30 protein-coding genes and 1 pseudogene are annotated in these 25,565 nt (G+C 69.6%); 21 read left to right on the top strand and 10 right to left on the bottom strand.

Going from position 1 to position 25,565, the window contains the following annotated elements; genetic code table 11:
* Positions 1-53 precede the first annotated feature (53 nt).
* Positions 54-461 (bottom strand): hypothetical protein, encoded by a 408-nt coding sequence (locus FGD71_RS38950; RefSeq protein WP_119105282.1) that lies wholly within the window; start codon positions 459-461, stop codon positions 54-56.
* Between the two features lie 165 nt (positions 462-626).
* Between FGD71_RS38950 and FGD71_RS38945 the strand changes: the two are divergent.
* A pseudogene (locus FGD71_RS38945) lies at positions 627-1,244 on the top strand (Uma2 family endonuclease).
* A gap of 16 nt (positions 1,245-1,260) precedes the next feature.
* Here FGD71_RS38945 and FGD71_RS38940 read toward each other — a convergent pair.
* Positions 1,261-2,064 carry a hypothetical protein gene (locus FGD71_RS38940; protein WP_119105281.1) on the bottom strand — a complete coding sequence of 268 codons (804 nt, stop codon included), beginning with the start codon at positions 2,062-2,064 and terminating at the stop codon, positions 1,261-1,263.
* Between the two features lie 85 nt (positions 2,065-2,149).
* Complete coding sequence (locus FGD71_RS38935) at positions 2,150-2,758, bottom strand: Uma2 family endonuclease (RefSeq protein WP_119105280.1); 609 nt, start codon at positions 2,756-2,758, stop codon at positions 2,150-2,152.
* Between the two features lie 226 nt (positions 2,759-2,984).
* Here FGD71_RS38935 and FGD71_RS38930 point away from each other — a divergent pair, with 226 nt between their 5' ends.
* From FGD71_RS38930 to FGD71_RS38885, 10 genes are read left to right on the top strand one after another with little or no spacing between them, the layout of a single operon-like run.
* Complete coding sequence (locus tag FGD71_RS38930; protein WP_119105279.1) at positions 2,985-3,554, top strand: prolipoprotein diacylglyceryl transferase; 570 nt, start codon at positions 2,985-2,987, stop codon at positions 3,552-3,554.
* A 6-nt stretch (positions 3,555-3,560) separates the two neighbouring features.
* Positions 3,561-4,601: an SRPBCC family protein gene (locus FGD71_RS38925; protein ID WP_119105278.1), complete on the top strand. Its 1,041-nt coding sequence runs from the start codon at positions 3,561-3,563 to the stop codon at positions 4,599-4,601.
* A gap of 31 nt (positions 4,602-4,632) precedes the next feature.
* Positions 4,633-5,070 (top strand): gas vesicle protein GvpJ, encoded by a 438-nt coding sequence (gvpJ, locus tag FGD71_RS38920; protein ID WP_119105277.1) that lies wholly within the window; start codon positions 4,633-4,635, stop codon positions 5,068-5,070.
* The gene (locus tag FGD71_RS38915) at positions 5,070-5,882 is read left to right on the top strand and encodes a GvpL/GvpF family gas vesicle protein (protein ID WP_119105276.1); all 813 of its coding nucleotides are present in this window, start codon (positions 5,070-5,072) and stop codon (positions 5,880-5,882) included. The genes gvpJ and FGD71_RS38915 overlap by 1 nt, the downstream gene beginning before the upstream one ends.
* Positions 5,883-5,884: 2 nt before the next feature.
* Positions 5,885-6,136 carry a gas vesicle protein GvpG gene (locus FGD71_RS38910; RefSeq protein ID WP_119105275.1) on the top strand — a complete coding sequence of 84 codons (252 nt, stop codon included), beginning with the start codon at positions 5,885-5,887 and terminating at the stop codon, positions 6,134-6,136.
* Positions 6,137-6,139: 3 nt separating this feature from the next.
* Complete coding sequence (gvpO, locus tag FGD71_RS38905; RefSeq protein WP_240436985.1) at positions 6,140-6,625, top strand: gas vesicle protein GvpO; 486 nt, start codon at positions 6,140-6,142, stop codon at positions 6,623-6,625.
* The gene (locus tag FGD71_RS38900; RefSeq protein ID WP_119105274.1) at positions 6,622-7,092 is read left to right on the top strand and encodes a gas vesicle protein; all 471 of its coding nucleotides are present in this window, start codon (positions 6,622-6,624) and stop codon (positions 7,090-7,092) included. The genes gvpO and FGD71_RS38900 overlap by 4 nt, the downstream gene beginning before the upstream one ends.
* The gene (locus tag FGD71_RS38895) at positions 7,089-7,964 is read left to right on the top strand and encodes a GvpL/GvpF family gas vesicle protein (protein ID WP_119105273.1); all 876 of its coding nucleotides are present in this window, start codon (positions 7,089-7,091) and stop codon (positions 7,962-7,964) included. Before FGD71_RS38900 ends, FGD71_RS38895 begins: the two co-directional genes overlap by 4 nt.
* The gene (locus tag FGD71_RS38890; RefSeq protein ID WP_119105272.1) at positions 7,961-8,155 is read left to right on the top strand and encodes a gas vesicle protein; all 195 of its coding nucleotides are present in this window, start codon (positions 7,961-7,963) and stop codon (positions 8,153-8,155) included. The genes FGD71_RS38895 and FGD71_RS38890 overlap by 4 nt, the downstream gene beginning before the upstream one ends.
* Positions 8,133-8,462, top strand: coding sequence for a gas vesicle protein K (locus tag FGD71_RS38885; protein ID WP_119105271.1), 330 nt, complete (start codon positions 8,133-8,135; stop codon positions 8,460-8,462). Before FGD71_RS38890 ends, FGD71_RS38885 begins: the two co-directional genes overlap by 23 nt.
* Positions 8,463-8,546: 84 nt before the next feature.
* Here the strand turns inward: FGD71_RS38885 and FGD71_RS38880 are convergent, their stop codons facing one another.
* From FGD71_RS38880 to FGD71_RS38860, 5 genes are all read right to left on the bottom strand, one after another.
* The gene (locus tag FGD71_RS38880; RefSeq protein WP_119105270.1) at positions 8,547-9,317 is read right to left on the bottom strand and encodes a succinate dehydrogenase iron-sulfur subunit; all 771 of its coding nucleotides are present in this window, start codon (positions 9,315-9,317) and stop codon (positions 8,547-8,549) included.
* Positions 9,317-11,074: a succinate dehydrogenase flavoprotein subunit gene (gene sdhA, locus FGD71_RS38875; RefSeq protein ID WP_119105269.1), complete on the bottom strand. Its 1,758-nt coding sequence runs from the start codon at positions 11,072-11,074 to the stop codon at positions 9,317-9,319. The genes FGD71_RS38880 and sdhA overlap by 1 nt, the downstream gene beginning before the upstream one ends.
* A gap of 19 nt (positions 11,075-11,093) precedes the next feature.
* Complete coding sequence (locus FGD71_RS38870) at positions 11,094-11,585, bottom strand: succinate dehydrogenase hydrophobic membrane anchor subunit (RefSeq protein WP_119105268.1); 492 nt, start codon at positions 11,583-11,585, stop codon at positions 11,094-11,096.
* Between the two features lie 5 nt (positions 11,586-11,590).
* The gene (gene sdhC / locus FGD71_RS38865) at positions 11,591-11,971 is read right to left on the bottom strand and encodes a succinate dehydrogenase, cytochrome b556 subunit (RefSeq protein ID WP_119105267.1); all 381 of its coding nucleotides are present in this window, start codon (positions 11,969-11,971) and stop codon (positions 11,591-11,593) included.
* Between the two features lie 148 nt (positions 11,972-12,119).
* Positions 12,120-12,695 carry a 2-oxo-4-hydroxy-4-carboxy-5-ureidoimidazoline decarboxylase gene (locus tag FGD71_RS38860; RefSeq protein ID WP_119105266.1) on the bottom strand — a complete coding sequence of 192 codons (576 nt, stop codon included), beginning with the start codon at positions 12,693-12,695 and terminating at the stop codon, positions 12,120-12,122.
* Between the two features lie 424 nt (positions 12,696-13,119).
* Here FGD71_RS38860 and FGD71_RS38850 point away from each other — a divergent pair, with 424 nt between their 5' ends.
* The 4 genes from FGD71_RS38850 (at position 13,120) to FGD71_RS38835 (ending at position 16,495) form a co-directional block, all read left to right on the top strand.
* Positions 13,120-14,673 (top strand): beta-N-acetylhexosaminidase, encoded by a 1,554-nt coding sequence (locus FGD71_RS38850; RefSeq protein ID WP_425329669.1) that lies wholly within the window; start codon positions 13,120-13,122, stop codon positions 14,671-14,673.
* 123 nt (positions 14,674-14,796) lie between these two features.
* On the top strand, positions 14,797-15,306 hold the full coding sequence (locus FGD71_RS38845) for a hypothetical protein (RefSeq protein ID WP_119105265.1): 510 nt from the start codon (positions 14,797-14,799) through the stop codon (positions 15,304-15,306).
* Between the two features lie 99 nt (positions 15,307-15,405).
* Positions 15,406-15,984, top strand: coding sequence for a hypothetical protein (locus FGD71_RS38840; RefSeq protein ID WP_119105264.1), 579 nt, complete (start codon positions 15,406-15,408; stop codon positions 15,982-15,984).
* A gap of 130 nt (positions 15,985-16,114) precedes the next feature.
* Positions 16,115-16,495 (top strand): hypothetical protein, encoded by a 381-nt coding sequence (locus FGD71_RS38835; protein ID WP_119105263.1) that lies wholly within the window; start codon positions 16,115-16,117, stop codon positions 16,493-16,495.
* A 152-nt stretch (positions 16,496-16,647) separates the two neighbouring features.
* Here FGD71_RS38835 and FGD71_RS38830 read toward each other — a convergent pair whose 3' ends face one another.
* On the bottom strand, positions 16,648-19,440 hold the full coding sequence (locus tag FGD71_RS38830; protein WP_240436983.1) for an FG-GAP-like repeat-containing protein: 2,793 nt from the start codon (positions 19,438-19,440) through the stop codon (positions 16,648-16,650).
* Positions 19,441-19,722: 282 nt separating this feature from the next.
* On the opposite strand from FGD71_RS38830, the gene FGD71_RS38825 reads away from it, so the two are divergent.
* The 5 genes from FGD71_RS38825 to FGD71_RS38805 all read left to right on the top strand — a co-directional run bounded on the left by FGD71_RS38825 (position 19,723) and on the right by FGD71_RS38805 (position 24,136).
* Entirely contained in the window at positions 19,723-20,184 is a 462-nt protein-coding gene (locus FGD71_RS38825; RefSeq protein ID WP_420878389.1) for a hypothetical protein, read from the top strand.
* Positions 20,185-20,289: 105 nt separating this feature from the next.
* Positions 20,290-20,907, top strand: a complete 618-nt coding sequence (locus tag FGD71_RS38820; protein WP_119105260.1) for an RNA polymerase sigma factor — start codon at positions 20,290-20,292, stop codon at positions 20,905-20,907.
* 36 nt (positions 20,908-20,943) lie between these two features.
* The gene (locus FGD71_RS38815) at positions 20,944-21,789 is read left to right on the top strand and encodes a hypothetical protein (RefSeq protein WP_119105259.1); all 846 of its coding nucleotides are present in this window, start codon (positions 20,944-20,946) and stop codon (positions 21,787-21,789) included.
* Positions 21,790-22,265: 476 nt separating this feature from the next.
* The gene (locus tag FGD71_RS38810; protein WP_119105258.1) at positions 22,266-22,928 is read left to right on the top strand and encodes an RNA polymerase sigma factor; all 663 of its coding nucleotides are present in this window, start codon (positions 22,266-22,268) and stop codon (positions 22,926-22,928) included.
* Positions 22,928-24,136, top strand: a complete 1,209-nt coding sequence (locus FGD71_RS38805; RefSeq protein ID WP_119105257.1) for a hypothetical protein — start codon at positions 22,928-22,930, stop codon at positions 24,134-24,136. Before FGD71_RS38810 ends, FGD71_RS38805 begins: the two co-directional genes overlap by 1 nt.
* 174 nt (positions 24,137-24,310) lie before the next feature.
* Here the strand turns inward: FGD71_RS38805 and FGD71_RS38800 are convergent, their stop codons facing one another.
* On the bottom strand, positions 24,311-25,174 hold the full coding sequence (locus FGD71_RS38800) for a L,D-transpeptidase family protein (RefSeq protein ID WP_240436982.1): 864 nt from the start codon (positions 25,172-25,174) through the stop codon (positions 24,311-24,313).
* A gap of 255 nt (positions 25,175-25,429) precedes the next feature.
* Here FGD71_RS38800 and FGD71_RS38795 point away from each other — a divergent pair.
* The coding region (locus tag FGD71_RS38795) for a methylmalonyl-CoA mutase family protein (RefSeq protein ID WP_140936051.1) at positions 25,430-25,565 on the top strand (136 nt) is incomplete at its 3' end.

The raw sequence follows: 25,565 nt of genomic DNA, 5'->3' as shown, positions 1-25,565 counted from the left end.
GACCGGGACGCGCGCGGCGTCCCGGTCCGCGGCGGCTGCCGTGGCCATCGAGGTCACGCCCCGGCCGCGGGGGCGACCCAGTCCTGCGGCGGCACGGGCGGCCGCTGCTCGCGCTCCATGACGCCCCGCCGCCGGATCTTGTTGAGCACGTACACGTTGCCCAGGTGCAGCACGCCCAGCACCAGCAGCACGACGCCGAGCTTCGTCGACAGGGCCTCGAACACCCCGCGGGCGTTGGCGATCTCGTCGTCCCCGCTCAGATAGAGCGCGATGAAGCCGAGGTTGACCAGGTAGAAGCCCACCACCAGCAGGTGGTTGACGGCATCCGCCAGCTTCTCGTTCCCGTGCAGCACATCGGCGAGAAAGATCCGCCCGTTGTGGCTGAGCGTACGGGCCACCCAGATGGTCAGAGCGATGCTGACGACCAGATAGATGACGTACGCGACGACCGTGAGGTCCATGTCCCCACCCTCTCTTGAACGCGTTCAAAAACGCTGCCGAGAGAGAATGTAGCCCTGTTTTTGAACATGTTCAAGTAAGCCTGATCACTCCTTGAGGTGAGGTCTCTGCCATCCGCGCTGGGTACGCTGAACCCACAGGCGAGACTCCGTCCCATGGGAGCAACCATGAGCGCCGCATCCGAGAACGGGCTCGACGACGAGCCGGCGTACCGCTGGCCGATACCGCCCCCCGAGGGCTGGACCGCGGACGACCTCGACCGGATTCCGGGCCTCCCGCCGCACACGGAGTTGATCGACGGGAGCCTCGTCTTCATGAGTCCGCAGACCGCTTTCCACGCGCGCTGTATGCGTCTGCTGGAGTACACCCTTCTTGAGCAGGTCCCGGAGCATCTCGACGTCATGCGGGAAATGACCGTCGAACTGGACGCGAAGAACCGGCCGGAGCCGGACGTTCTCGTCTTCCCGCTGGAAGCGAACACCGGACCCGGGCAGACCTGGTACAAGCCGGAGGATCTCGTCCTCGCCGTCGAGGTCGTCTCCGCCGACTCCCGCGAGCGCGACCGCGAGGTCAAGCTCCGCAAGTACGCGGCGGCGGGCGTCCCGCACTTCTGACGCGTCGAGGAGGACGAGGGCAAGGGGCTCCCCGTGGTCTACGTCTACGAACTCGACCCCGCCACGAAGTCGTACGGCCTCACCGGCATCTTCCACGACCGCCTCAAGGTCGCGACGCCCTTCGACATCGAGATCGACCTGACGGCTGTCGATCGCCGCCCGGGCCGGTAGCTGAACGCCGCCTCGGCTATGACGAACAGCCGCCCACGCGGCGGGTGCTCAGGGCGATGTCGTCCATGCGGATGTCGTACGACGAAGGGGCCGGGTCGGACTGGTACAGCTGCCAGCCCAGCTTGAGTTCGTCGAAGGTGGGGAAGACGAAGTCGTCCGCCGTGCCGCCGTGGTGCTTGGTGGAGACCGTCAGGTCGGGCTGCTCGACGCCGTCCAGGTAGACGGTGACGCGGTTGTCGGTGGCGTCCAGGTGGAACTCGACGCACTGCCATTTTCCGCCGGTGGCCGGCGCGGACGTCTGCCAGGAGGTCCAGTCGCCGGTGGGGCCCAGGTCGGAGCCGACGCCCCAGAAGTTGCCGTTGTCGGTGGGGGCGTACTGGCCGCCCAGGGGACGGACCAGTGTGGGGGAGTCGGAGCCGGACGCCTCAGCGAGGGTCCAGTGTGCCCAGTCGGGCGCGGTGGGGAAGTCGGCCACGCGCAGACGCAGGCGGGCCCAGAAGCTGTTGCCGGGCGGGGCGAGGTCGGGGAATTCGAGGAAGGCGCGGCCGTTGCCTTCGGTGCGGATGCGGAGTTCGCGGCCGTGACCGGTGGCGCTGGGGGCGACGGACAACGTGCCGTTGGATGTGTCGGTGGTCCAGCCGCGGCCTTCGGTGACCGGGCCGAGGGGCAGGCGGTTGAAGTTCTCCCGTACGAGCGTGGTGTGCGGCAGGGAGGCGGAGGCGGGAGCGGGGTTCGCCGTGGCCGTGGGGGGTGTCGCGAGCAGCGCCGCCGCTGCCGTTGCGGCAGACAGTGTGGCGGCGGCTTTTCTCAGGAGTGCCATGGGGGTCAGTTTGTAACAACGGCCCCGTCAGTTTCAGGAGTTCTCCGCCAACTGTGCCTCGGTGTAGGGGAATTCGGAGTTCGGCTCAGTCCCGTTTCGACTGCCCCTCTTTGAGAATCTGCTCCACGTCGAGGGTGACCTTGGCGCCGATGGAGTCGGGGAGGGTGACGAGTTCGCCGGGGGCGTGAACTCTGTGATTGGCGTACTCATCCTGCGTCGGGCTCGTGAGGACGTGGACGCGCTGGTGCCTGCGGTCGATGATCACGTACACCGGGACGTCGGCGTCGGCGTATGCGGCGACCTTGGTCTGCAGATCCGTCTTCCAGTTGCTGGAGGTGACTTCCAGGACCAGCCGGAAAACCAGGGGGTCATAGCAGTTTTTCTCGACGTGGTGTTCGTCGTAGTCGGCGTCGATTACGGACAGGTCGGGGGTCGCGTAGTCCTCGGGGCCGTCGGGGAGCCAGATGCTGAAGTTTTGGACGACTCGCGTTTCGCCGTCGTCCAGGCCCGCCAACATGAATGGGCGCATGAGCTTGGTCAGGGCGCAGGCATGAGCGCCGTCCGGGGACGGGGTCACGAGGATCTGGTCTCCGATGATCTCGACGCGGTAGCCCGGACGACTCTCCATGATCTCGTCGGCCAGGGTCGTCAGCGGCCGGTTGCCGGTGGCCCGCTCAACAGCTGCTGCGGACATCACGTGCCTCCTGTGGGCTGGTGTCGAGAGCATCATCGTAGGCCGGGTGCGTCCCGGGAGTCCCGTACCGGCTGGTTGACCCGATCGTGGTGCCAGCGCGCCCTTGGCCTCCGCGGAGCGGGTTCGTGGAGGTTCGCGCGTGTGAGCAGGCGCCATGAGGGAAACACGGATAATTGGTGGCATAACCGGATAAAGTACTCACTCTCGTTCGGGAGGAGGAGTGACCATGAATGGCCAGGTGGGACTGGCCTTCGCCAGCGGGTACCTCATGGGGCGCAACCACAGGATGCGGTTGGCGTTGACCCTCGCTGGTGTGGCGGCAGGAAAGCGGCTTGTGTCGGGGCACACTCCGGCAGGGCTCGGGCAGGTAAAGACCCCTGAGCTCGGCAAGATCACCCATGAAGTCCGCAGTCAGCTGGTGTCCGCGGGGCGAACGGCGGCCGTATCAGCGGCCAGCCAGCGTATCGATGCGCTGAGCGACCGGCTGGAGGCCCGAGCCACGTCGCTGCGCGCGGTACCGGGCGAGCAGAAGGCCGATGAAGAGTCGGACGAGAAGGCGAGCCGGAAGGCGGCCCCGGAGGAGGGCAAGGCGGAGCGTGACAAGGCGCAGGGGGAGAAGGCGCAGGGGGACAAGGCGCGGGACGAGGAGGGCGAGGGCCGCGCGAAGAAGACCCGGGCGGAGGCCCGGCAGTCGGCGCGCTCGCGCACCGCCCCGCAGAAGAAGTCGAGTGACCGTCCGGCCGCGGCGAGGAAGAAGGCGGCTGCCGGAGGGTCTGCGCGGCGGAGCCGAGGGTGATGGGGCATGGCAGAGGAAACGAACGGCCAGGGTAAGGGCGGGATCGGCACGCTCACCAAGGAGCTGCCCACCGAACGGCTGGTCAAGGACATGCAGGACGTCCTCCTCGCGCTGGGGGAGAGGGCTCTGAAGTCGGTGGCCTCCGGCGGGCAGGGCGGCGGACTCGGGCTCAAGTTGCCGGTGAAGCCCGTGGTCAAGGCGGGTCTGCAACGGGTCACTGAGAAGGCCAAGGGCACGGTGAAGGAACAGGTGAAGGAAAAGCTGAAGGACGCCGTTCCCGGCCTCGGAGGTGGCAAGGGCGGCACCAAGAGCAAGCTCAAGGTCACCAACATCGTCGAGCAGATCGACGTGGGCGTCCCTCTCTCCCTCGCTTACGACCAGTGGACCCGGTTCGAGGACTTCCCCGACTTCATGAAGAGGGTCGAGGGCGTCGAGCAGGAGACCGACACGGAACTGGAGTGGACGGCGAAGATCTTCTTCTCCAGCCGAAAATGGCACTCCGAGATCATCGAACAGGTGCCCGACAAGCGGATCGTCTGGCGGTCGGAGGCGGAGAAGGGCCATGTGGACGGCGCGGTCACCTTCCATGAGGTGACGCCCGACCTCACCAGGATTCTGCTGGTCCTCCAGTACCACCCGCAGGGTTTCTTCGAGCACACCGGAAACCTCTGGCGGGCCCAGGGCCGCCGGGCGCGGCTCGAGCTGAAGCACTACCGCCGCCACGTCATGTCCGAGGTACTGCTGAGCCCGCACCCGGAAGAGGAGATCGAAGGCTGGCGCGGCACGATCCACGAGGGCGAGGTCGTCAGCGAGGAGGAAGAGGAAGAAGAACCGCGGGCCGAGGGCGAAGAGGAAGAGGAGCCGCGGGCTGAGGACGAGGAAGAGGAAGAGGCACGCGCTGAAGAGGAGGAAGAGGAAGAAGAGGAAGACGAAGAGGACGAAGAGGACGAAGAGCCGGAGGAGGAGTACGAGGACGACGAGGCAGAGGCCGAGCACGAAGAGGAGCCCGATGAGAAGGAGAGGCCGAAGCGGCGTGCCCGTCGCTGACGACCTTCCGTCCGAGAAGGGATGACGTGCCGTGACCGTAGCAAGCCAGCAGGGCGGTGGTGCCCTGAGCCGGCCCAACGCCAGCAGTCTCGCCGACGTGGTCGGTGTGATCCTGGACAAGGGCCTGGTGGTCGACGCCTACGTTCGCGTGTCCCTCGTCGGGATCGAACTGCTGACGGTCGACGCCCGAGTCGTCATCGCCAGTGTGGACACGTATCTGCGCTTCGCCGAAGCCGCGAACCGCCTCGACATCGCCCGGTCCGGCACCGAGACCAAGGGGCTGCCCGACCTGATGAACCAGATGCAGGAAGGCGGCGGACGCAGGAAGACCCGCGGCGCTCTGGAAGGCGTCAAGGACACGGTCAGCGACCTGTTGCAGGGCGGGGAAGAGGACGAGTACGAGGAGGAGGCGGCAGAGGAGGAGGAAGAGGCGCCCCGGCGCAGGAAGAAGAGTAGGGAGCGCGACTGATGACGGCCGAGGACGTGACCGCCTGCTACGTGTACGGAGTCGTGCCGGACGACCGTACGGACGACGCGGTGATCGAAGACCTGCGCCCCGTTGGCAACCCGGAGGCCCGGGTGGGCTTCGTACGCCACGGCGGTCTTGCCGCCCTGGTGAGCGAGGTGCCCACCGGCAAGGCGATCGGCACCCCCGAGGATCTTCGCTCACACGCCCAGGTGCTGGACGCCATGGCTGCCGCGGAGTCCCCCGTGCTGCCGTTCCGCTTCGGAACGGTGCTGCGGGACACCGACTCGGTGGTCGAGGAGTTGCTGACCGAGGGCCGTGAGGACTTCTCCCTGGCTCTCGAACGGCTCGAGAACAAGGCGCAGTTCACGCTCAGGGCGCAGTACGTGCAGGACGCGGTGCTGCGCGAGGTGCTGGAGGAGCACGAGGAGGTCCGGCGGCTGCGTGAGGAGCTGGCCGACGTTCCGGAACCGGCCGGATACGAGCAGCGGGTCCGGTTGGGAGAGCTGATCGTGAACGCCATCGAGGCCAAGCGGCAGACGGACTTCCAGGAGGTGGAACAGCGGCTGGAACCGTTGGCGCACGCCATGATCTCGGCGGAGCCGGCAGCCGCCGAGGGGCTGGTCACCGCCTCCTTCCTGCTGGAGCACGGGCAGCTGGAGGCGTTCGAGGAAGCCGTTGAGGAGCTCGCCGAGCAGTGGCGGGAACGGGTCGAGCTGCGTCTGCTCGGACCGATGGCCCCGTACGACTTCGTGAGCGACGCGCTGAGCGCCGACAAGGAGGCCGCAGCGACTGCCGGCGAGGGAGGCGGCTAGCCATGGGGCTGTTCACCGGGGTGGTAACCCTGCCCCTGGCGCCTGTCCGGGGCATCATGTGGATCGCCGAGCAGATCGAGAAGCAGGCGATGCGGGAGCTGGCGGACCCCGCGGTGATCCAGCAGCGCCTGGATGAGGTCGCGTCGGCGCGGGAGTCCGGAGAAATCAGCGAGGAGGAGGCGGACCAGCGGGAGAGCCAACTGGTCAGTCGACTGCTCGCCGGCGGGCAGACCGCCGGGGGCGTGGAGGTGTGAGGCGTGCCCCGCGAGGAACGGGAGGAGCGCGACCACCGCCGGCAGCGTTCCCGCGCCGAGCGCTCGCCTGAAGTGCGTGAGAAGAAGTCCCGTGAGGGCCGTGAGGAGCGCTCGCGCGAAGACCATGAGGAGCGCTCCCGTGAACCCCGCCGCGCGGAGCACTCCCGCGAACACCGCAAGGACCACGAGAAGCGTGAGGAGCCGCGCCGCCGTCCGGCGCGCAGCCCCAAGGCCGACGCCCGCGAGGTCGCCAGGAGTGCCGCGCACCATGTGCAACTGCTCACCGGTAAGGATCCGGAGGTCGTGACCTCGCTGGAGCGCCGCGAGGACGGATGGCTGGTCGGTATCGAGGTGGTGGAGACGCACCGGATCCCGGAATCCACCGACATCCTCGCCGAGTACCGCGTCCAGCTCGACGACCAGGGCGACCTCGTCTCATACCGCCGGTCCCAGCGCTACTCCCGAGGCCGGGCCGAGGAGGGCGAATGAGCCAGAGCTCCGACCGGACTGTCCCGAGCCGCCGCGAGAGCGGCGGGCGCGAGCCCGCCGTCGGCACCGCACCCTCGAGCCTGGCCGACATCCTGGACCGCATTCTCGACAAGGGCATCGTCATCGTCGGTGACATCCAGATCAATCTGCTGGACATCGAACTGCTGACGATCAAGATCCGGCTGCTGGTCGCTTCCGTGGACCGGGCTCGTGAGATGGGCATCGACTGGTGGGAGCACGACCCGACCCTCTCGTCCAGGGCCGGGGACGCCAAGGGCGCCCTGGACGAGAACGAACGCCTGCGGCGGCAGATCGCCGAGCTGGAGCGCGACCGGGACGAAGCATGGCGGCGCGGCGAAGAGCCGGACGAGGAGTGGGTGGCGGAGTCCGAGGAGGAGCCGGAGGAGGAGCCGGAAGAGGAGCCGGAAGAGGAGCCGGAAGAGGAGCCGGAAGAGGAGGAGACGTGACGGAGCAGCTCGTCACCTGGCTGTACGCGGTGGCCTCCGCCGCGACCGCAGGGGGCACCGGTCCGCTGGAGGGCGGTACGGGCGTCGCGGGCGAGCCGGTACGCGTCATCGAGGGCACGGGCGGCACGGGCGGCGCAGGCGAGGGCCTCGCCGCCGTCGTCGGCTCCGTACCGCTGAAGGACTTCGACGACGACGCGATGCACGAGCATCTGCAGGACCTGCGCTGGCTGGAACGTTCGGCCCGGTCCCACCACCAGGTCATCGGTGAGGCGTCCCGCCACGGCACGGTCATTCCGCTGCGCTTCGGTACCCTCTTCCACGACGACGACGGCGTGCTCGGCATGCTCGCGGACCGGAAGGCGGATCTCGCCGCGGCGCTGGAGCGGGTGGCGGGGCGGACGGAGTGGGGCGTCAAGGCGTTCGCCGACCCGAAGGCCTTCCTGCCGGACCCGTCCGAGGAGCCGGCCGAGGGCGACGGTGACAAGCCCGGCACCGCGTACCTCCTGCGTCGCCGCGCCCGGCGGAAGGAGAAGGAGACCGCTCATCTGCGGGTCACCCGGCAGGCCGAGGAGATCCACGCCGCCCTGTCGGAGCTCGCCGTGGAGAGCGCCGAGCACCCACCGCAGGACGCCGGGCTGGCCGCGTACGAGGGCTGGATGATCCTCAACAACTCCTACCTCGTGGCCGACGATCGCACGGCGGACTTCCTCGCACGGGTCTCCGACCTCAAGCGGCGCCTCACCGGGACCAGCGTCGAACTCAGCGGGCCGTGGCCCCCGTACTCCTTCACCGCGCTGCCGGAGTCGGAGCACGAGCCGGGGAGCCCGGGGAGCCCGGGGAGCCCCGGGAGTCCGGGGAGCGAGGTGCGGTGACACGCGCGGTCGAGCCGCGGGAGGTGGCTCTGGTCGACCTGCTCGACCGGGTGCTGGCCGGGGGTGTCGTGATCACCGGGGAGATCACCCTGTCCATCGCGGACCTCGACCTGGTGCGCATCTCACTGCGGGCACTGATCGCTTCGGTACGTGTGGAGGGCAGCGAGGATGACGACCGGCCGATCACCTGACGACCGCGATCGCCGCGACGACGGAAGCCATCTCCCCCGGCGGCTGGAGCTGGACAAGGAATCGGCGCGGCGGAGTCTGGCCGGCTTGGTGCTGACCATCGTCGAACTGCTCCGCCAGCTGATGGAGCGGCAGGCCCTGCGCCGGATCGACCAGGGCGACGTCAGCGACGAGCAGATCGAGGAGGTCGGACGGACCCTGATGGCGCTGGAGGAGAACATGGCCGAACTGCGCGAGCACTTCGGCCTCACCGAGGACGACCTGAACATCGACCTGGGGCCGCTTGGTCCGCTCCTCCCGCGCGATTGAGTCGCACGCGCCGCGCTGGGCTTGGGCTGCGGCTCCGCCGCGGTCACAGCCCCGCGCCCCTGAAAGGGGCGCGGGGAGCTGTCGTCAGTAGCGGCGCGTGATCAGCGCCCTCTTCACTTCCTGGATCGCCTTGGTGACCTCGATACCGCGCGGGCAGGCGTCCGTGCAGTTGAACGTGGTGCGGCAGCGCCACACGCCGTCCTTGTCGTTGAGGATCTCCAGGCGCTGTTCGCCCGCCTCGTCACGGCTGTCGAAGATGAAGCGGTGGGCGTTCACGATCGCGGCCGGACCGAAGTACTGGCCGTCGTTCCAGAACACCGGGCACGAGGACGTGCAGGCGGCGCAGAGGATGCACTTCGTCGTGTCGTCGAAGCGCTCGCGGTCCTCGGCGGTCTGCAGACGCTCGCGCGTCGGCTCGTTGGTGTCCTTCGTGATGAGGAAGGGCATCACGTCGCGGTACGCCTGGAAGAACGGCTCCATGTCCACGACCAGGTCCTTCAGGACCGTGAGGCCCTTTATGGGCTCGACCGTGATGGGCTTCTCAGGGTTGATGTCCTTGATCAGCGTCTTGCAGGCGAGGCGGTTCCTGCCGTTGATCCGCATGGCGTCCGAGCCGCAGATGCCGTGCGCGCAGGAGCGGCGGAACGTCAGGGTTCCGTCCACGTCCCACTTGATCTTGTGCAGAGCGTCGAGGACACGCTCCTTCGGGTCGATCTCCACCGGGAAGTCTTCCCAGCTCGCCTCCGCCGAGACCTCCGGGTTGAACCGGCGGATCCGGAAGGTGACCATGATGTACGGCGAGGGGGCCTCGGCGGGCTTCGCGTCCTCGACCTTGTCCAACGTCGGGGTTGCCATCAGTACTTACGCTCCATCGGCTGGTAGCGGGTCTGGACGACCGGCTTGTAGTCGAGACGGATGGACTCGGTGCCGTCGTCGCCGACCTCGCGGTACGCCATGGTGTGGCGCATGAAGTTGACGTCGTCGCGGTTCGGATAGTCCTCGCGGTAGTGACCGCCGCGCGACTCCTTGCGGGCCAGCGCGGAGACGGCCATGACCTCGGCGAGGTCGAGCAGGTTGCCCAGCTCGACGGCCTCCAGCAGGTCGGTGTTGAACCGCTTGCCCTTGTCCTGGACCGAGACGTTCTTGTAGCGCTCGCGCAGCTCGGCGATCTTCTCGACCGCCGTCTTGATCGTCTGCTCCGTACGGAACACCATGACGTTCGCGTCCATGGTCTCCTGGAGCTCCCTGCGCAGCACGGAGACCGACTCGGTGCCCGTCGAGTCCCGCATCCGCTCGATCTGCTCGACGACCAGCGAGGCCGGGTTCTCGGGCAGCTCGACGTGCGTGGCCTTCTTCGCGGAGTACTCCGCCGCCGCGATACCCGCGCGACGGCCGAAGACGTTGATGTCGAGCAGCGAGTTGGTGCCCAGCCGGTTCGCGCCGTGCACGGACACGCACGCGACCTCGCCGGCCGCGTACAGGCCCGGCACCACCGTCGTGTTGTCCAGCAGCACCTCACCCTCGACGTTCGTCGGGATGCCGCCCATGGCGTAGTGCGCGGTGGGCTGGATCGGGATCGGGTCCGTGTACGGCTCGATACCGAGGTACGTGCGGGCGAACTCGGTGATGTCCGGCAGCTTGGCGTCCAGCTGCTCCGGCGGGAGGTGGGTCAGGTCCAGGAAGACGTGGTCGCCCTCCGGCCCACAACCCCGGCCTTCACGGATCTCGGTGTAGATGGACCGCGATACGACGTCACGCGACGCGAGGTCCTTCATCACCGGCGCGTACTTCTCCATGAAGCGCTCGCCGTCCTTGTTGCGGAGGATGCCGCCCTCACCGCGGGCGCCCTCCGTCAGCAGGATGCCCATGCGCCAGATGCCGGTCGGGTGGAACTGGAAGAACTCCATGTCCTCCAGTGGCAGCCCCCGGCGGTAGACGGCCGCCTGGCCGTCGCCCGTCAGCGTGTGCGCGTTGGACGTCACCTTGAAGAACTTGCCGCAGCCGCCGGACGCGTAGATCACGGCCTTCGCCTGGAAGACGTGGATCTCGCCCGTCGCCAGCTCGTACGCGACCACGCCGGCCGAGTGCTTGACGCCGTCGACCTCGGTGATCAGCTGGTCGAGGACGTAGAACTCGTTGAAGAACTCCACGCCCTCCTTGACGCAGTTCTGGTACAGCGTCTGGAGGATCATGTGGCCGGTGCGGTCGGCCGCGTAGCAGGACCGGCGGACCGGGGCCTCGCCGTGGTTGCGGCTGTGGCCGCCGAAGCGGCGCTGGTCGATCGTCCCGTTCGGCGTCCGGTTGAACGGCAGGCCCATCTTCTCCAGGTCGAGGACCGAGTCGATGGCCTCCTTCGCCAGGATCTCGGCGGCGTCCTGGTCGACCAGGTAGTCACCGCCCTTGACCGTGTCGAAGGTGTGCCACTCCCAGTTGTCCTCCTCCACGTTGGCCAGCGCGGCGGCCATACCGCCCTGCGCGGCGCCCGTGTGGGAGCGGGTCGGGTAGAGCTTCGTCAGTACGGCGGTACGGCTGCGCTTCGTCGCCTCGATGGCGGCACGCATGCCGGCGCCGCCCGCGCCGACGATGACTGTGTCGTACTTGTGGATCTTCATGATTCTCGTGGCCCCGGATCTAGCGGATGTTCGGGTCGAAGGTGAAGATCACCAGCGTGCCCAGCAGGACGGTGAACACCGTGGCGGTGTAGAGCAGGCCCTTGAGCCACAGCCGTGTGTTCGGCCGCTCCGCGTAGTCGTTGATGACCGTACGCAGGCCGTTGGCGCCGTGCAGCATCGCCAGCCACAGCATCAGCAGGTCCCAGGTCTGCCAGAACGGCGAGGCCCAGCGGCCCGCGACGAACGCGAAGCCGATCTTGGAGACGCCGCCGTCGAGGACGAGCTGAATGAGCAGGTGGCCGATGACCAGGACGACCAGGACGATGCCGGACAGGCGCATGAAGAGCCATGCGGCCATCTCGAAATTGCCGCGGGTCGACTTCGGCGTCTTCTTGGTGCGCTTGCGCGGGGGATCGATGACGGGCGCCGGGTTGTCGACGCTGTACGACAGTGCCCCCGCGCCCTCGACGGGACCGATACCGGAGTCGGCGGTCTTCTCAGTGGTGGACATCTGCCTCAGCCTCCGAAGACTTCACGAACGGCGTGGCCGAGGACCGGGTACAGGGCCCCTGCCATCAGCACGACCCAGATGCCGACGACCGTCCAGAGCATCTGCTTCTGGTAGCGCGGGCCCTTCGACCAGAAGTCGACGGCGATCACACGCAGGCCGTTGAGCGCGTGGAAGAGGATGGCGGCGACGAGGCCGTACTCCAGCAGCGCGACGATCGGCGTCTTGTAGGTGGCTACGACCCTGTCGTAGTCCTCGGGTGAGACACGGACAAGAGCAGTGTCCAGCACGTGTACGAACAGGAAGAAGAAGATGAGGACGCCGGTGACTCGGTGAGCCACCCAGGACCACATTCCTTCCCGGCCGCGGTACAGCGTTCCAGCCGGCACGGAAGAACCCTCCGGGAGCGGGGATTGGGGCCGCGCCGGCTTCTGTGTCGGTCGGGCCCGGCCGGGTACGGTCCACCGGCCCTGGCCATCGTAGCGACGACTTGTCGGAACGCTTACAGCGGCCCCTTCGGTGTGATCAAACAGGCAATCAAACAGACGCGTACGGACTATCCGGGGGGCCTGAATCCGAATTGTGCATGGATTCCTGGCATTCCCCCCACTTTTCGACCTCGGAGTACGCCCGTACGAGGCGGGAGATCCGGCCACGTGTGAGGCGCCTGAGTTCCTCGGCCGAGAGGAGACGTTCCTCCTCGCGGTCGTTGGCCAGCCGGGAGCGGATGCCGGCGAGCACCTGGTCGAGTGCCTCCTCCGGAGTGAAGTCGTCCAGGCAGATCACGAAGACATGTCCGAAGCGGCTCTCGTACGCGGCGTGCGCGGCGCTCAGCGCGGTGTGCGCCACGGAGTACGCGCCGTCGGGGAGCGGGGTGAGCGACTCGCGGGACAGCGCCTCGGCGAGGTCGCCGGGCGCCAGGTCGTACGCCGCCTCGTCGGCCGCGGCGAGCAGCGCGTCCAGGTCCGGATAGGGCCGGTGGTCGGCGACGCGGCGGGCCCATCGCGAGCTGCCGCAGCAGGCGAGCAGGGCCCGCTGGGCCTCGTCGGCGGGCACGGCGTTCAACCGCTCCAGGCCTGTGGGAGACGGCGTGGGGCGGGTCTGCTCCGGCAGGGCGACGACCTGGCCGACGGCCGGGCCGACGACGTGGCCGACGGCCGGGCCGACGACGTGGTCGACGGCCGGGCCGGAGATGCGAGAAGGACGGTACGCAGGCAGCGTGGGTTCCTAGACGGTTCGGTGCCGCCCCCTGCGGAGGCAACGCTGATTCGGCAGGTGATCAAGTGGGACAAGTGCGAGATGTGACGTTCACGCTATCGAGGCTTGACGAAACCTGTCTGACGGATGCCCGAATTTCACCCACGCGGGAGTGTTTCGGCACTGCCCGGTGGACGGGGGCGGTGACGGAGGGGCTTAGGTTCGCTGGGACGGGTTCTTACTGGAATCAGGAACGGCGCGTATGGATGGGTGATCTGTGGTGAACGGGCGTAGGCGCTGGGCTACGACGAGCCGGAGGCCTCTGCTGATCGGGTCTGCGGTGACCGCGGCGGGTGCCGTCGCCGTGACGGTGGCCCTCTGGCCGAACACCGGAGGGACAGGTGCGGCAGCCCCCGAGCGGCCCGCGGACGGGACGTCCGCGACCTCGCCCACACCGACGCCCAGTCGTACGTACCCCCTGTCGAAGGCGCCTCGTGCGATCCCGGCCGTGCGCGAGCACACCGCCGCTCGCGGTCCCGGCTGGAAGCCTGCGGACGGCGGCCGGGTGGTCGTGAACGACAAGGATCTCGCGGACGAGGGGCGGCTGCTCGCCGGGGAGCTGGGGCTGACCTACGCCGGGGCGGGCGGCGCGCGCGCCGGGGACGTACAGCTGGCCCTCGCCGACGGGGGCTCCGGCGCCGAGTCGTACACGATGGCGGTGCGGGACGGGCGGGTGCGGATCAGCGGCCCGGCCGAGGCGGGTGTCTTCTACGGAACGCGCACCCTGAAGCAGACGGTGCGCGCGGACGGCACGGCGCCCGAGGGCGTCGTACGCGACCGGCCCGCGAAGCCGCAGCGCGGGTTCATGCTGGACATCGCGCGCAAGCACTTCACGGCCGGATGGATCGAGGACCGGATCCGTGAGCTGGGGGATCTCAAGTACAACCAGCTCGGTCTGCACTTCTCCGACGACCAGGGCTTCCGCATCGAGTCGGACTCGCACCCCGAGGTCGTGTCGCAGCAGCACCTGACGAAGGCGGAGGTGCGCCGCATCGTCGACCTCGCCGCGAGCCGCCACATCAGTGTCGTGCCCGAGATCGACTCACCCGGCCACCTCGGCGCGGTGATCGCCGCGCACCCGGACCTCCAGCTGCGCAACGTGAACGGTGCCGCCACGCGCGGGGCGGTCGACATCTCCAAGCCCGCGGCCGCGGACATCGTGGACGACCTGCTGAACGAGTACGCGGCCCTCTTCCCGGGCCGTTACTGGCATCTCGGCGCCGACGAGTACCAGGCGCTGGTGGTGTCGAATCCCGAGGCGTCGTACCCGCAGCTGGCCGCCGCCGCGCAGGACGCGTACGGGCCCGGTGCCACGGTCGCCGACCTGGCGACGGGCTGGCTCAACAACCGCGCCGACGTGATGCGCCGGCACGACCGCACGATGAGGGCCTGGAACGACGGGTTCTTCCGCGGGGGTGCCGTCCAGGCCGCCGCCGACCTCCAGGTCGCGTACTGGACGGGCAAGGAGATCGGGGCCCGCCAGCCGGTGGAGTACCTCCAGTCGGGGCGCAAGCTGATCAACTACAACGACGAGTACCTCTACTACGTCCTCGGCCAGCCCAACCAGTTCGTCTACCCGACCGGGCAGCGCATCTACGAACAGTGGACCCCCCTCGTCGTCCGCGGCACGACACCGGTGCCCGCGAAGTACGACGGCCAGATCCTCGGCGGCTCCTTCGCCGTCTGGTGCGATCTCGCGGGATCCCAGACGCAGGACCAGGTGGCGGCCGGGATCCGCATGCCGCTGCGGGCCCTGACCCAGAAGCTGTGGGACTCGCGCGAGCCGGTGCTGTCGTGGCAGCAGTTCCAGGAGCTGGCGGGCAAGCTCGGCTGACCGCGGGCCGGGCCCGCGTCCGTTCCGGACCGGTCGGCACCGGTTGACCATTTCGGTGGCGAACTGCCGTGCGACTGTGGTGTATTCGGCCTGAGTGGCACCGAGACACCCGGGGGGAACGGAATGGGCTATTGGGGGTATTACGTCGTCGGCAGGAGCGACGTGCCGCTCATGGAGCTGGACGCGCTGTCGCAGGTGAAGGGCATGACGCTGTGCGAGCGGGCGGCCGACGGCTGGCAGGTGTGGGAGTACCCGAGCGAGGACGGCGGTGGTGACGTCGGGAACATGAACCGCCTGGCCGAGGAGACGGGCGCGCCCGCGCTCTTCGGGTACGTCATGGACAGTGACTGTGTGGTCGTCGAGGCGGCCGCGCCGGAGAGCGGGGCGTGGACGACCTGCCTGGCGCGGGACGCGATGGCCGGATATCTCGGCGGGAACGAGGACGGGCTGACCGTCGACGACTACTTCCTGGAGCCGGGCGACGCCACCGAGCGGGCGGTCGCCTGGGCCGCCGAGTCGGGCCGTACCGTCCCCGAGGAACCGCTGCTCGACGTGTTCACCGCGGACGCGGACCCTTCCGCCGAGATGCTCTTCTTCCGGTTCCTGGACCGGCTCGGCGTCGTGCCCATGTGAGATGCGGCCATTTCACGCTGTGACATTCCGGCCACGGTGCACGCAGTAAGGGGAAGTGCGGGCTCCGTAACCAGAGGCGCCCCGCCGTAGGGAGGCGTGATGAGCCTGGTGGAACTGATCGCTCAGGCCGACGAACGCGGTCTGGCGGCCAGCGGTCTGGCATGCCTGGACCGGTGCGTGCCCTTGCTGGGCGGTGACGACGACGAGATCCTGCGGCCGTTGTGGGCGAGCCTCGCGGAGGGCGCGGAGGTCTCCGACTGGGGCACCTGCGTGGAGCAGGCGCGGATGAAGCTCGGAGCCCCACAGGCTCCGGAGGGCGACGGGTCCGCCGAGGGAGAGGCCGCCGCGCTCGCACACCGCATGCTGGGCGCCGTGCCCGTGGAGCGTTCCGCCTCGAACCTGCGGGAGTGGGCCGACGCCTGCTCGGTCGCCGCGCTGCAGATCCACCGGCTGCTCGATGCCACGGACGACGGCGAGTCCTCGGTCACGGTCCGCCGGGAAGGCCGTACACAGGGCATGTCACCCCTCGTCTCCGCCGAACTGCGCCGCCAGATCGCCATATTGGAGGTGCTGTCGGGCCGCGGCTCGGGCACCCTGCGCCAGGCCCTGGTGCTCTCGACGGAGGGGCGGCGGGTGCTGCGCGCGGTGGTGTCGCGGCGGGCCCGCGGGCGGGTCTGAGGACCGGGCTCTCTTGCTCTTGTGACCATCCTGCGCGCACCCGGCGGGGGCTGCGCGTCGGTCCCGTACCGGTCCTGCGCACCCTCCGTTTTCGCGTGACGAATCACGTTCGGGTGACGCTCTTTCGAATGTGAGTGCACAGCAGGCAACCAGGCCCCCAGCTTCGGCGAAGCCCCTTCGATGGGCAGCGGACGCTGTCGTGACCATGCGGGAAGGAGCGCGGCTGCGGCTTGACTACTCGGCGCCGAGTCTGTGGCGCGTCGACCGGATGATCGAGGGGATACGCCGGGAGCAAACGCCGTACGACGCCGTGGAATCCGTACTGCGTGGCCTCGGCGCGTACGCCGGCGAGGTGATCGCCCGTGAGACGGGCGCCGAGTGGTGGGCGAGCGGCGGCGACCACTGGATCCGCACGCCTGACGGGCGGTTGTGGGATCCGATCGACGAGGCCCGCCGCTGCTATGCGGGCGACGGCTCGCTGCGGCTGCTGTGCAGGGACGCCTGCGCTTAGCGGGATCGGTCGTCTTGTCTCCCCCGCCGCGCCGGTCCAGGGGGGGAGTCGGAGCGGCGCGGCGGGAGAGTCCCAGGGGGGCGGGCTCATTCGGCCATGGCCGAAAAGTGCCCACGCCCTCTTCAGCGTAGCGGGGTGTCCAGGTGTCACACCTACGGCGTGAGCACCTGACCCAGACGGGCCCCCGTCGGCGTACCGAGCTGGGTGATTCCGTAGTACGCCGCCTTGGAGAGCACGACGCCCGAGGCGGTGCTCGGCAGGTACAGCAGGGTGCCGGTGCCCGCGTCCTCGCCCTCGGTGCCCAGGAGCAGATGGCCGAAGCCCCGGCCCGAGAGGTCCGTCAGCGAGACGGCCGAGCCCAGCTTGTCGTCCTTCTCCGTGGAGCCCGGGATGCCTGTCGTGTCCTGGGAGTAGGAGAGCGAGCCGCTGCCGGTGAGACCGGACGAGGTGCCCTTGAGGAGCCACACCGCGCCCGCGTTGGACCGGTTGGTGCCGCTGCGCGTGATGTCCTCGTTCGGCGCGCCGGTCAGGACGTCCGCGTAGCCGTCGGCGTTGAAGTCGCCCACGGACACCGAGGTGCCGAGGGCGTCGCCGGACTCGGCCGCGCCCTCCACACCGGTGGTGCCCTGGTGGATCGTCGTCATGCCGGTGGTCGTGAAGCCCGTGGACGTGCCGGGGACCATCGTGACCTGGCCGCCCGCGTTGGCACCGGACTCCGACGTGTACGGCTGGCCGATGACGATGTCGTCGTAACCGTTGCCGTTCACGTCTCCCGCCGCGATGGAGCGGCCGCCCTTCACGGACAGCGTGGACACCTTCGACAGGCCCAGCGCCTTGGAGCCCTTGAACCAGGTGACCTTGCCGGCACCGGACTGGTCGCGGTAGTTGAGGGCCACGTCCGCGTAGCCGTCCCGGTTGAAGTCGCCGCTGGTGGCGTCCGCGTACGCGAGGGCGCCGGAGGCGGTGGTGAGATCGCCCGCGACCTCGTGGCCGTCGTCGAAGCGGGCCGCCCAGTTGCCTCCGGTGCCGGTGGCCGCGGTGAAGACGTCCGCCTTGCCGTCGGCGTTGAAGTCACCGACCGCGACCGTCGCGCCGAACTTCGCGCTGTTCATGTTGTAGTCGTCGCCGAGCGCCATGGTGTCCGCGCCGGTGTCGAACTTCGGGCCGTACAGGATGGTCACCGCACCCCGGTCCACATGGGAGGCGTCGTCCTCGCCGGGCGCGCCGATCGCGAGGTCCGCGTAGCCGTCGCCGTTGATGTCGCCCCAGGCCGTGGCCGCGCCCCAGCTGTCGCCCTTCTCGGAGATGCCGGGGACGCCGGCGCTGGACTGCGTGAGCTTCAGCTTGCTCGCGGAGACCGGGCCGTTCAGGCCGCCCGGCACGATGACGACGTTGCCGACGCTGCTCGACGCCTGTGGCACGCCGGCGGCGAAGTCGTTGATGCCGTCACGGTTGAAGTCGGCCGTGAGGATCGCGGCGTTCTTGCCGGCGCCGGCGGCGAACCGGCGGATCTCCCCCAGCTTCGCGTACAGGTTCTTGCCGGGGCACGCGGTGGCGAAGCCGTCGCGGTGACCGGAGATCGTGTTGAGCGTGGCCTGCTGGCCCGCCTTCCAGACGCCCGTGTCGGCGGCGGCGGTCAGCGTGACCTGGCCGCTCGGGTCGCCCTCGTACTGGCCCAGCTTCCACGCGGCGACACGCGCCACGGACTCCAGGGCGGCGCGGGTCGGCTTGCCCGCGGGCTTCGCCGGAGTGGTGGAGGTGGCGGCGGCGCCCTCGAAGTCACCGAGGACGGCGATACCCGTGGAGTCGCCGTTGAAGCCGTAGGTGTGAGCGCCGCGCACCGGCAGGTCCATGCCGCCGGCACGGCCCTCGAAGATCCGGCCGCACTTGTCGACCAGGAAGTTGTAGCCGAGGTCGTTCCACTTCTCGACCTGGATGTGGTACGCCATGATGCCGCGCACCAGCGACGGGGACTCCGCGCAGCTGTAGTCGTTCGTGCCGACCGTGTGGTGCACGAAGACCGCGCTGACCTTCTCGATGTACTCCGGCGGATCGTCCACTGTCGACTCGTCGGCGCCCCACGCGGCACGGGAGACGATGGGCGGCTGCGTCACGGTGGACGGGGGCGGGCTGGGAACCGGGTCCGGTTCCGGCGACGCCGACGCGGACTCCGTCGCGCTCCCGGTGGGCGACGGGCTGAGCGTGTCGTCGGCGGGGGGCTCCGTGCTCTCGGACTGCGACGGGGAGGGGGACCCTGCCGCGTCTTCGCCCGGCGAGGGGGACGCCGCGTCCTCGCTCGGCGAGGGGGAGCCGGTCGGGTCCTCGGCGACGAAGGCGGCGTTCTCCATGCCCGTACCGCTGCCGGTGCCACTGCCGGTCGCGAGGCCCTTGTTCTTCGCCTCGGCCGAGGTCACGCCCGGGTCGACGAGGTTGAGCTCGAGCCCCTTGGGCAGACCGGCACTCGCGGAGCCGTCGGCGGCGACGACGCGCGCCTCCACGCCGTTGCTCGGCCCCACCCACAGCGGATCGGACGCGCCGCGCGCCTCCTTCGCGTCCGGCTCGGCCTTGTCGACCGGGTGTGCTTCGAGGTCCAGGCTCTGCCAGCCGGTCCACTTCCCGGTCTCGCTGCTGCGCGTCCGCACCTGCGCCGTGCCGTCGAGTGGTGTGGCCGATCCGGTCCACGAGACGCCGAGCAGCGAGAACGCGTCGGTGCCGGTCCGGGCCACCCGCCTGCCCGTACCATCGCTCTTCATCGCGAGGTCGTGCACCTTCACTGGCCGCTTGCCGCGCGCGACGTCCGCGGCCGGACCCGAACTCGGGTCCGCCATGGCATACGTCACCGCCCCCGCCCCGCCCAGTACCACCGCGCCTATGGTCAGCCACGCTCTCCGCTTCAGACTCAGCGGCTTGTACGCATGGGTCGTCCGGCGACTCAAATTCCCCACCCCTAGGAAAGCCTCATAAAAAACCCACCCGTTTCAGGGGTGGCCCCTTATTCAGCGCACATCTGGGGCTAAACATCACTAGCGAGAGATGTGGGGTACCTCACTTCTGAACCTTCTGTTCACCCGGTGGACGGCCGAAGTCCCGTCAGGTACCTGCGGCTTGTCCCCTCGGATCTGGTGCGCGCCGCACTCGGTGTGACGTTTGTGGTGCTTGTTTCGCTTGGTGTGGTGGGCCGGTTCTGGATGTGCGGGACCGGGTGTGATCACACACAAGGGGGAGAAGTGACGGAAAGGGCAGCGGAGCGGACCGATCTGCGGATGAGACGGCAGGCGGCGGAGTTCGTACGAGGCGCCACGGCGCGCAGGCGACTGCCGTTGGACTACTCCGTCGACAGCCTGCGCGTGGTCGACTTCATCATCGACGGGCTGCGCAAGAGCGGCCGGGGGCGCGCGGACGTGGGGCAGGTGCTGTTCGGGCTGGGGGTCTACACCGGTGAGGTTCTGGTGCGGAGGGCCGGCGCTGCCTGGCTTGAATTCGACGACGCCCAGCGGGAGTTGTTCGGCCAGCCCGTGGGCGTACGGATGCCGGACGGGCGGGTGTGGAATCCGCTGGGGAAGGTGGTGAAACGATTCGAGTCGGGTGAGCGGGAGTCCGTCAGGACCTTCTATCTGCAACTGCACGGGCGGGCACGGCCGCGGGTGGCCCTGCAGGACGCTCTGCCAGGTGTGGCTGACCAGGTGTGACAAATCCATGATGGTCGGCGCTGATGACCATGGGGGCGCGCGGCCACGGTGATCTGTGGTGGGTGGCGCGAAATCGGTACGAACTCGGTGCGAACGAGGACAGTGTTGGGCCAGGCAGGGCAACCCCGCCGCGGACACGCGGCCGACGGGGAACTGGGGGTGGCCGTCGCCCGGGCGCAGGAGGGGGACGAGGCCGCCTTCGCGGTCGCGTACCGGTTGGTGCAGCCCGGACTCCTCGGCTATCTGCGCGGGCTGGTCGGGGACGAGGCCGAGGACGTGGCATCGGACGCGTGGCTGGAGATAGCCCGCGACCTGGGGCGGTTCCGCGGGGACGGGGCGGGGTTTCGCGGCTGGACCGCGACCATCGCCCGGAACCGTGCGCTCGACTACCTGCGGCGGCAGAAGGTCCGGCCCCGGGCATCGGTGCTGGAGCAGGACCTCCTGGAACTCCCGGGCGCGCACAACACGTATGACCAGGCCCTGGATTCCATCTCCACGGAGTACGCCCTCGGCCTGATCGCCCAGTTGCCGCGCGACCAGGCCGAGGCAGTGCTGCTGCGTGTCGTGGTCGGTCTGGACGGCCCCGCGACCGCACGTGTTCTGGGCAAACGCCCCGGTGCGGTACGTACTGCCGCGTACCGGGGCCTGAAGCGCCTGGCCAAACAGCTCGGTGCCGAAGGTGTGACGGAAGAGGGCCCCAGGACGCTGGGGGAGTCGGGATGAACAGCGAGCGATGCTTGGGCGAGGATGGATTCGGACATGGGTGAACGACACGGCGACGGCGGCTCCTTCGACCGCCGGGCCGGGCGGCCCGTGAACGGCTGGTCGAAGTCCGACGCTGCCACGGCAGCCGGTCGGCAGGACGTCCCCGCCCTCGAATCCTTCCTCGCCGCCGCCATGTGCGCCGACGCCCTCGACCCCGACGCCGAGAACCAGGCCATGGCCGCCTTCCGCGCGGCGCGGGCCGCGGGGACGCACGAGGCGCAGACGCGGCGGCGGGACGACTGGCGGCCGCGTGCCGAACGGTGGGGCGGGCGTTCGCTGCGGGCGACGCTGGCCGGGCTGCTGGCGAGTGTGGCCCTCGGTGGGGTCGCCATCGCCGCGATCGGCACGGCCGGCACCTCGGGCGACGGCGATGACGGGCCACGGCCGTCGAGCACCGCCCCGGACCAGTCCGCGAACGACTCCGGCGGCACCGGCGCACCCGGTTCCACCGCACCCGGCTCCTCCGCGCCCGGCCGGCGCGACGGCGACACCGGCGGCCCTTCCGTCCGCCCCTCGTCCGCCCAGGACCTGGAGGCCCACTGCCGGGCGTACGACGCGGTCGGGAAGAACGGCGAGGCCCTCGACTCGATCGCCTGGAAGCGTCTGGTGGAGGCGGCGGGCGGCGAGAAGAAGGTCGAGAAGTACTGCGCCGACCGCACCGGGCAGCCGGCCACCGGTCAGCCGACCACCGGGGAGCCGGCCACCGGTCAGCCGACCGAGAGCCCGGGCGGCGCGGACAGTCGTCCGGAGAACGAGGCTCCGGCCCCCACGGTCGAGCCCGACCCGCCCAAACCGTCGAAGGTCCCCGGCAAGGGAGATCTCAAGGACGCGGCTCCCTGAACCGGTGCCGACATGCCCGGTGTCCGAGCCGGATGCGTGAAGTGGGACCCATGAAGACCGGATGTACCTATGTGCCGGATGTGCGGCATCCGCGTGCGTGAGGTCCGGATGCGCGGAGACGGGGACGGGCGTGTGTATCCCGTGTGCCGTGTCGACCGGCGCGGGAGAGCCCCACGAGGGCGGCCGAGGCAACGGCCGGGGCCGCCACCCCCCACAGGAGAGGCCCCGGCCGTCGCGCGGCACGGGCCGCGCGGCGGCCCGTACTCTCTACAGCGCCGAGGATGCGTTTTCTGTCACACCCCACACCCCACGGAGTTGGCTGCACGTTGTACGGACATGGACGCAACCCCGTTTCAAGCCGTAACGTGCATTTCGCGCCGGATAAGGGGCAGGTCCGCAACCATCGATTGAGCGACCACGATGGCGAGCAACCACGTCCGCGAGAGCGGCGCGGGTTGAGGCACAGAGGGAGTGCGGTGCTGGGGGACGACGCGGAGCTGACTGCCGCGGTGCTTGCCGCACAGGACGGAGACGAGACCGCGTTCCGGACTGTGTACCGAGCCGTGCAACCACGGCTGCTTGGATACGTACGGACGCTGGTCGGCGACCCGGACGCCGAGGACGTCACGTCCGAGGCCTGGCTGCAGATAGCACGCGACCTCGAGCGGTTCAGCGGAGACGCCGACCGCTTCCGCGGCTGGGCCGCCCGTATCGCCCGCAACCGCGCCCTCGACCACATACGGATGCGCGGCCGCCGACCCGCGATCGGCGGCGACGAGACCGAACTCACCAGCAGGCCCGCCGAGTCCGACACCGCCGGTGAGGCCATGGAGTCCCTCGCCACCGGCAACACGCTCTCCCTCATCGCCCAACTCCCGCAGGACCAGGCGGAGGCCGTCGTGTTGCGCGTGGTCGTCGGTCTCGACGCGAAGACCGCGGCCGAGACACTGGGCAAGCGCCCGGGAGCCGTCCGCACGGCGGCGCACCGCGGTCTGAAGCGGCTCGCGGAGCTGCTCGACGCGGATCCGGAATCCACCGGCGCCCTGGGCGCCGTCCCCTCACAAAGAGAACCGCGCACCCGCGCGGTGTCGTCCGCAGGTGTGACGCATATGCGTTCGCGGACGCAGAAGGATGTGTGATGGCCGACGAGCAGTACAAGTGGTTGGATCGCGACACCGCGGAACGACTGCTGCGCGGAGAGCCACTTGAATTCGCCGACGCCGACACCCGTGACCAGGCCGGCCAACTCGCCGAGACGCTCGGCGCATTGGGCGCACTGGCCGCCGAACCCCCGCTGACCAGCGCGGAACTCCCGGGCGAGGCCAATGCGTTGGCCGCCTTCCGCAAGGCGCGCGCGGACGGGGACGGCGAGCGGACGGACCTCGGTCATCACGACCGTACGCACTCGGCCACGTCCTCCGACGGTGGCCTTGTCCGTCTCGGGCGCCCGGTGGCGGGCCGTCGCGGTCCGTCCCGTTGGGGCCGCCCGGTGCGCTTCGGGCTCGCCGCCGCACTGACCGCCGGGATGATCGGCGGGGTGGCGGTCGCCGCCACAACCGGAGTGCTGTCGATCGGCGACGACGATCCGGAACCCGCCACCTCGGTGTCCGCGGGCATCACCCCGCTGGTCTCACCGTCGGCTGATCCGACGTGGGGACCCGACTCGGCGCGGCCCGACGGCGGCGGTGGCGGTCGGCCCGGCGACGGCCGCTCCAAGGACTCACGGGGTTCGCAGGATGGGGGCGAGGCGCACGACGGGGCGCCCGGCAACCGGAGCGCGGCGCCGGGGACCGGCTCGGACGACGCCCGCTCCGGGGCGCGCTCCCCGGAGTGGCGCAACGGCGTGATCTCGGCCTGCCGCGACGTCCGCGACGGCAAGAACCTGGACTCCGGCCGCCGGCGCGCGCTGGAGGAAGCGGCGCACGGCGCGGGGCGCGTGCGGCAGTACTGCGCGGGCGTGCTGAAGCAGTCCGAGGGGCGCACCGGCTCAGGGGCCAAGAAGAACGGCAATGACAATGGCAACGGGAACGGGAACGGCAACGGCAACGGGAACAACGCCGGCCATGGCAATGGCAACGGCAACGAGGGCAAGGGCAGCAAGGACGGCAAGGGCAGCAAGGGCAACGACGACGAGGGCGGCAACGGCCACATAACCTCGGGCGGCGCCACCGGCCACGATCGCGCCCGCGTGCTCCCGACGTCCGCGCCCCCCGCCTCCGTCTTCACCCCCGCCCCTCCCGACGCGACGCCGGCCCCGGACGCCACCGCGTTGCCGCTGACCCCGCCCAGGTCACCCTCCCGACCTGCGGTTTCTCCCCGCGGCCAAGGTCCCTCCAGCAGGGTGTGACATTTTCAGCCGTCCTCACGCAGTACTAGGTGAGCCGACTGGTCATCGGCTGTCGCACGAGCCGGGGTTCCCCCCGTACCCACGGCTCAGTGCACACCGGCGCGGGCGGGACACGTTCCCCCGGTCCCGCCCGCGCCCGCTACCTCTCTCCCTCGCCGGTGGACGGCGACCGCCTCACCAGTGGACGACGACCTTGTCGCCGCTTCTCACCTGCGCGAACAGCGCCGCGATCTTCCCCTCGTCCCGCACGTTCACACAGCCGTGCGAGGCGCCGTTGTAGCCCGTGGCCGCGAAGTCCGACGAGTAGTGGACCGCCTGGCCGCCGCTGAAGAACATCGCGTACGGCATCGGAGAGTCGTAGATCGTCGACACATGGTGGCGCGACTTGAAAGAGACGCTGAAGACGCCCTCCCGGGTGGGCGTGTACTGCGAGCCGAAGCGCACGTCCATCGTCGAGACGGTCCTGCCGTCGATCATCCAGCGCAGTGTGCGGCTGGTCTTGCTGACGCACAGCACACGGCCCGTCATACAGCGCGGATCCGGCTTCGCGGCCGGCTGGCCGCCCGACGCGTACAGCTCCCATTTGCCCGGCTCGCGCGTCATGTTCAGCAGCCGCTGCCACGTCACGGAGTCCGTCGTCCCGGTCTTCGGCAGCCCCCGCTTGCCCTGGAAGCCCTTGACCGCGCTGACCGTCGCGGCGTCGTACGTCCCTGTCGGGCCCTCGAAGAGCCAGGCGATCTGACGCAGCCGGGCCTGCAGCTCTCGTACGTCCCTGCCCTGGTCGCCGCGTGACCAGAGGACCACGGGAGCCGGCGGCTCGGCGGGTTGCGAGGACGGCGAGGACTTCAAGGGCTCCGAAGACTTCGAGGGCGTCGAGGGTGTCGAAGGCGTCGAGGGCTTGGCGTCGTCCGGGGGCCGGGCCGGCGCCGGCGAGATGCTGATCGGGGCCGCCTGGTCGGCGGACGAGCCGACCGTCTGTACGGTGCAGCCGCTCACCGCGGCGAGCACCGCGACGGCGGCCGTGACTGATCTCCACATGACTGGAGTACGCATGCGAACCCCCCGTTGCTCACCGAACCGCGATGCGTCCTGGTGCCCCTTTGAGATGTTTCCCTTGAGATGTTTCCCGCGGGTGCCTGGTCGCGAACTAGGGGGCATGGTTGTGAGCGGGGTCTCGTTCGGGCTGTGAGCAAGCTCCCAGGCTGGGCCTTCCACACGCCGCACGGCCGCCGCTACAGTCCGTGGCGAGGTCGTCTGTACTGGCGAGTATGCGAGCAACGCGGAGGCACAACCATGGCGCGCGAGTCGGAGTCCGGACTTCCCATCGAGCCTGTGTACGGTCCGGAGGCCCTGGAGGGCTGGGACGCGGCGGAGAAGCTGGGGGAGCCGGGTTCGTATCCCTACACGCGTGGTGTGTATCCGTCGATGT

This window comes from Streptomyces sporangiiformans, assembly GCF_005768555.2.
Classification (GTDB): domain Bacteria; phylum Actinomycetota; class Actinomycetes; order Streptomycetales; family Streptomycetaceae; genus Streptomyces; species Streptomyces sporangiiformans.
Note: the sequence above shows the minus strand (reverse complement) of the source record. Positions and strands in the feature narration are given on the sequence as shown.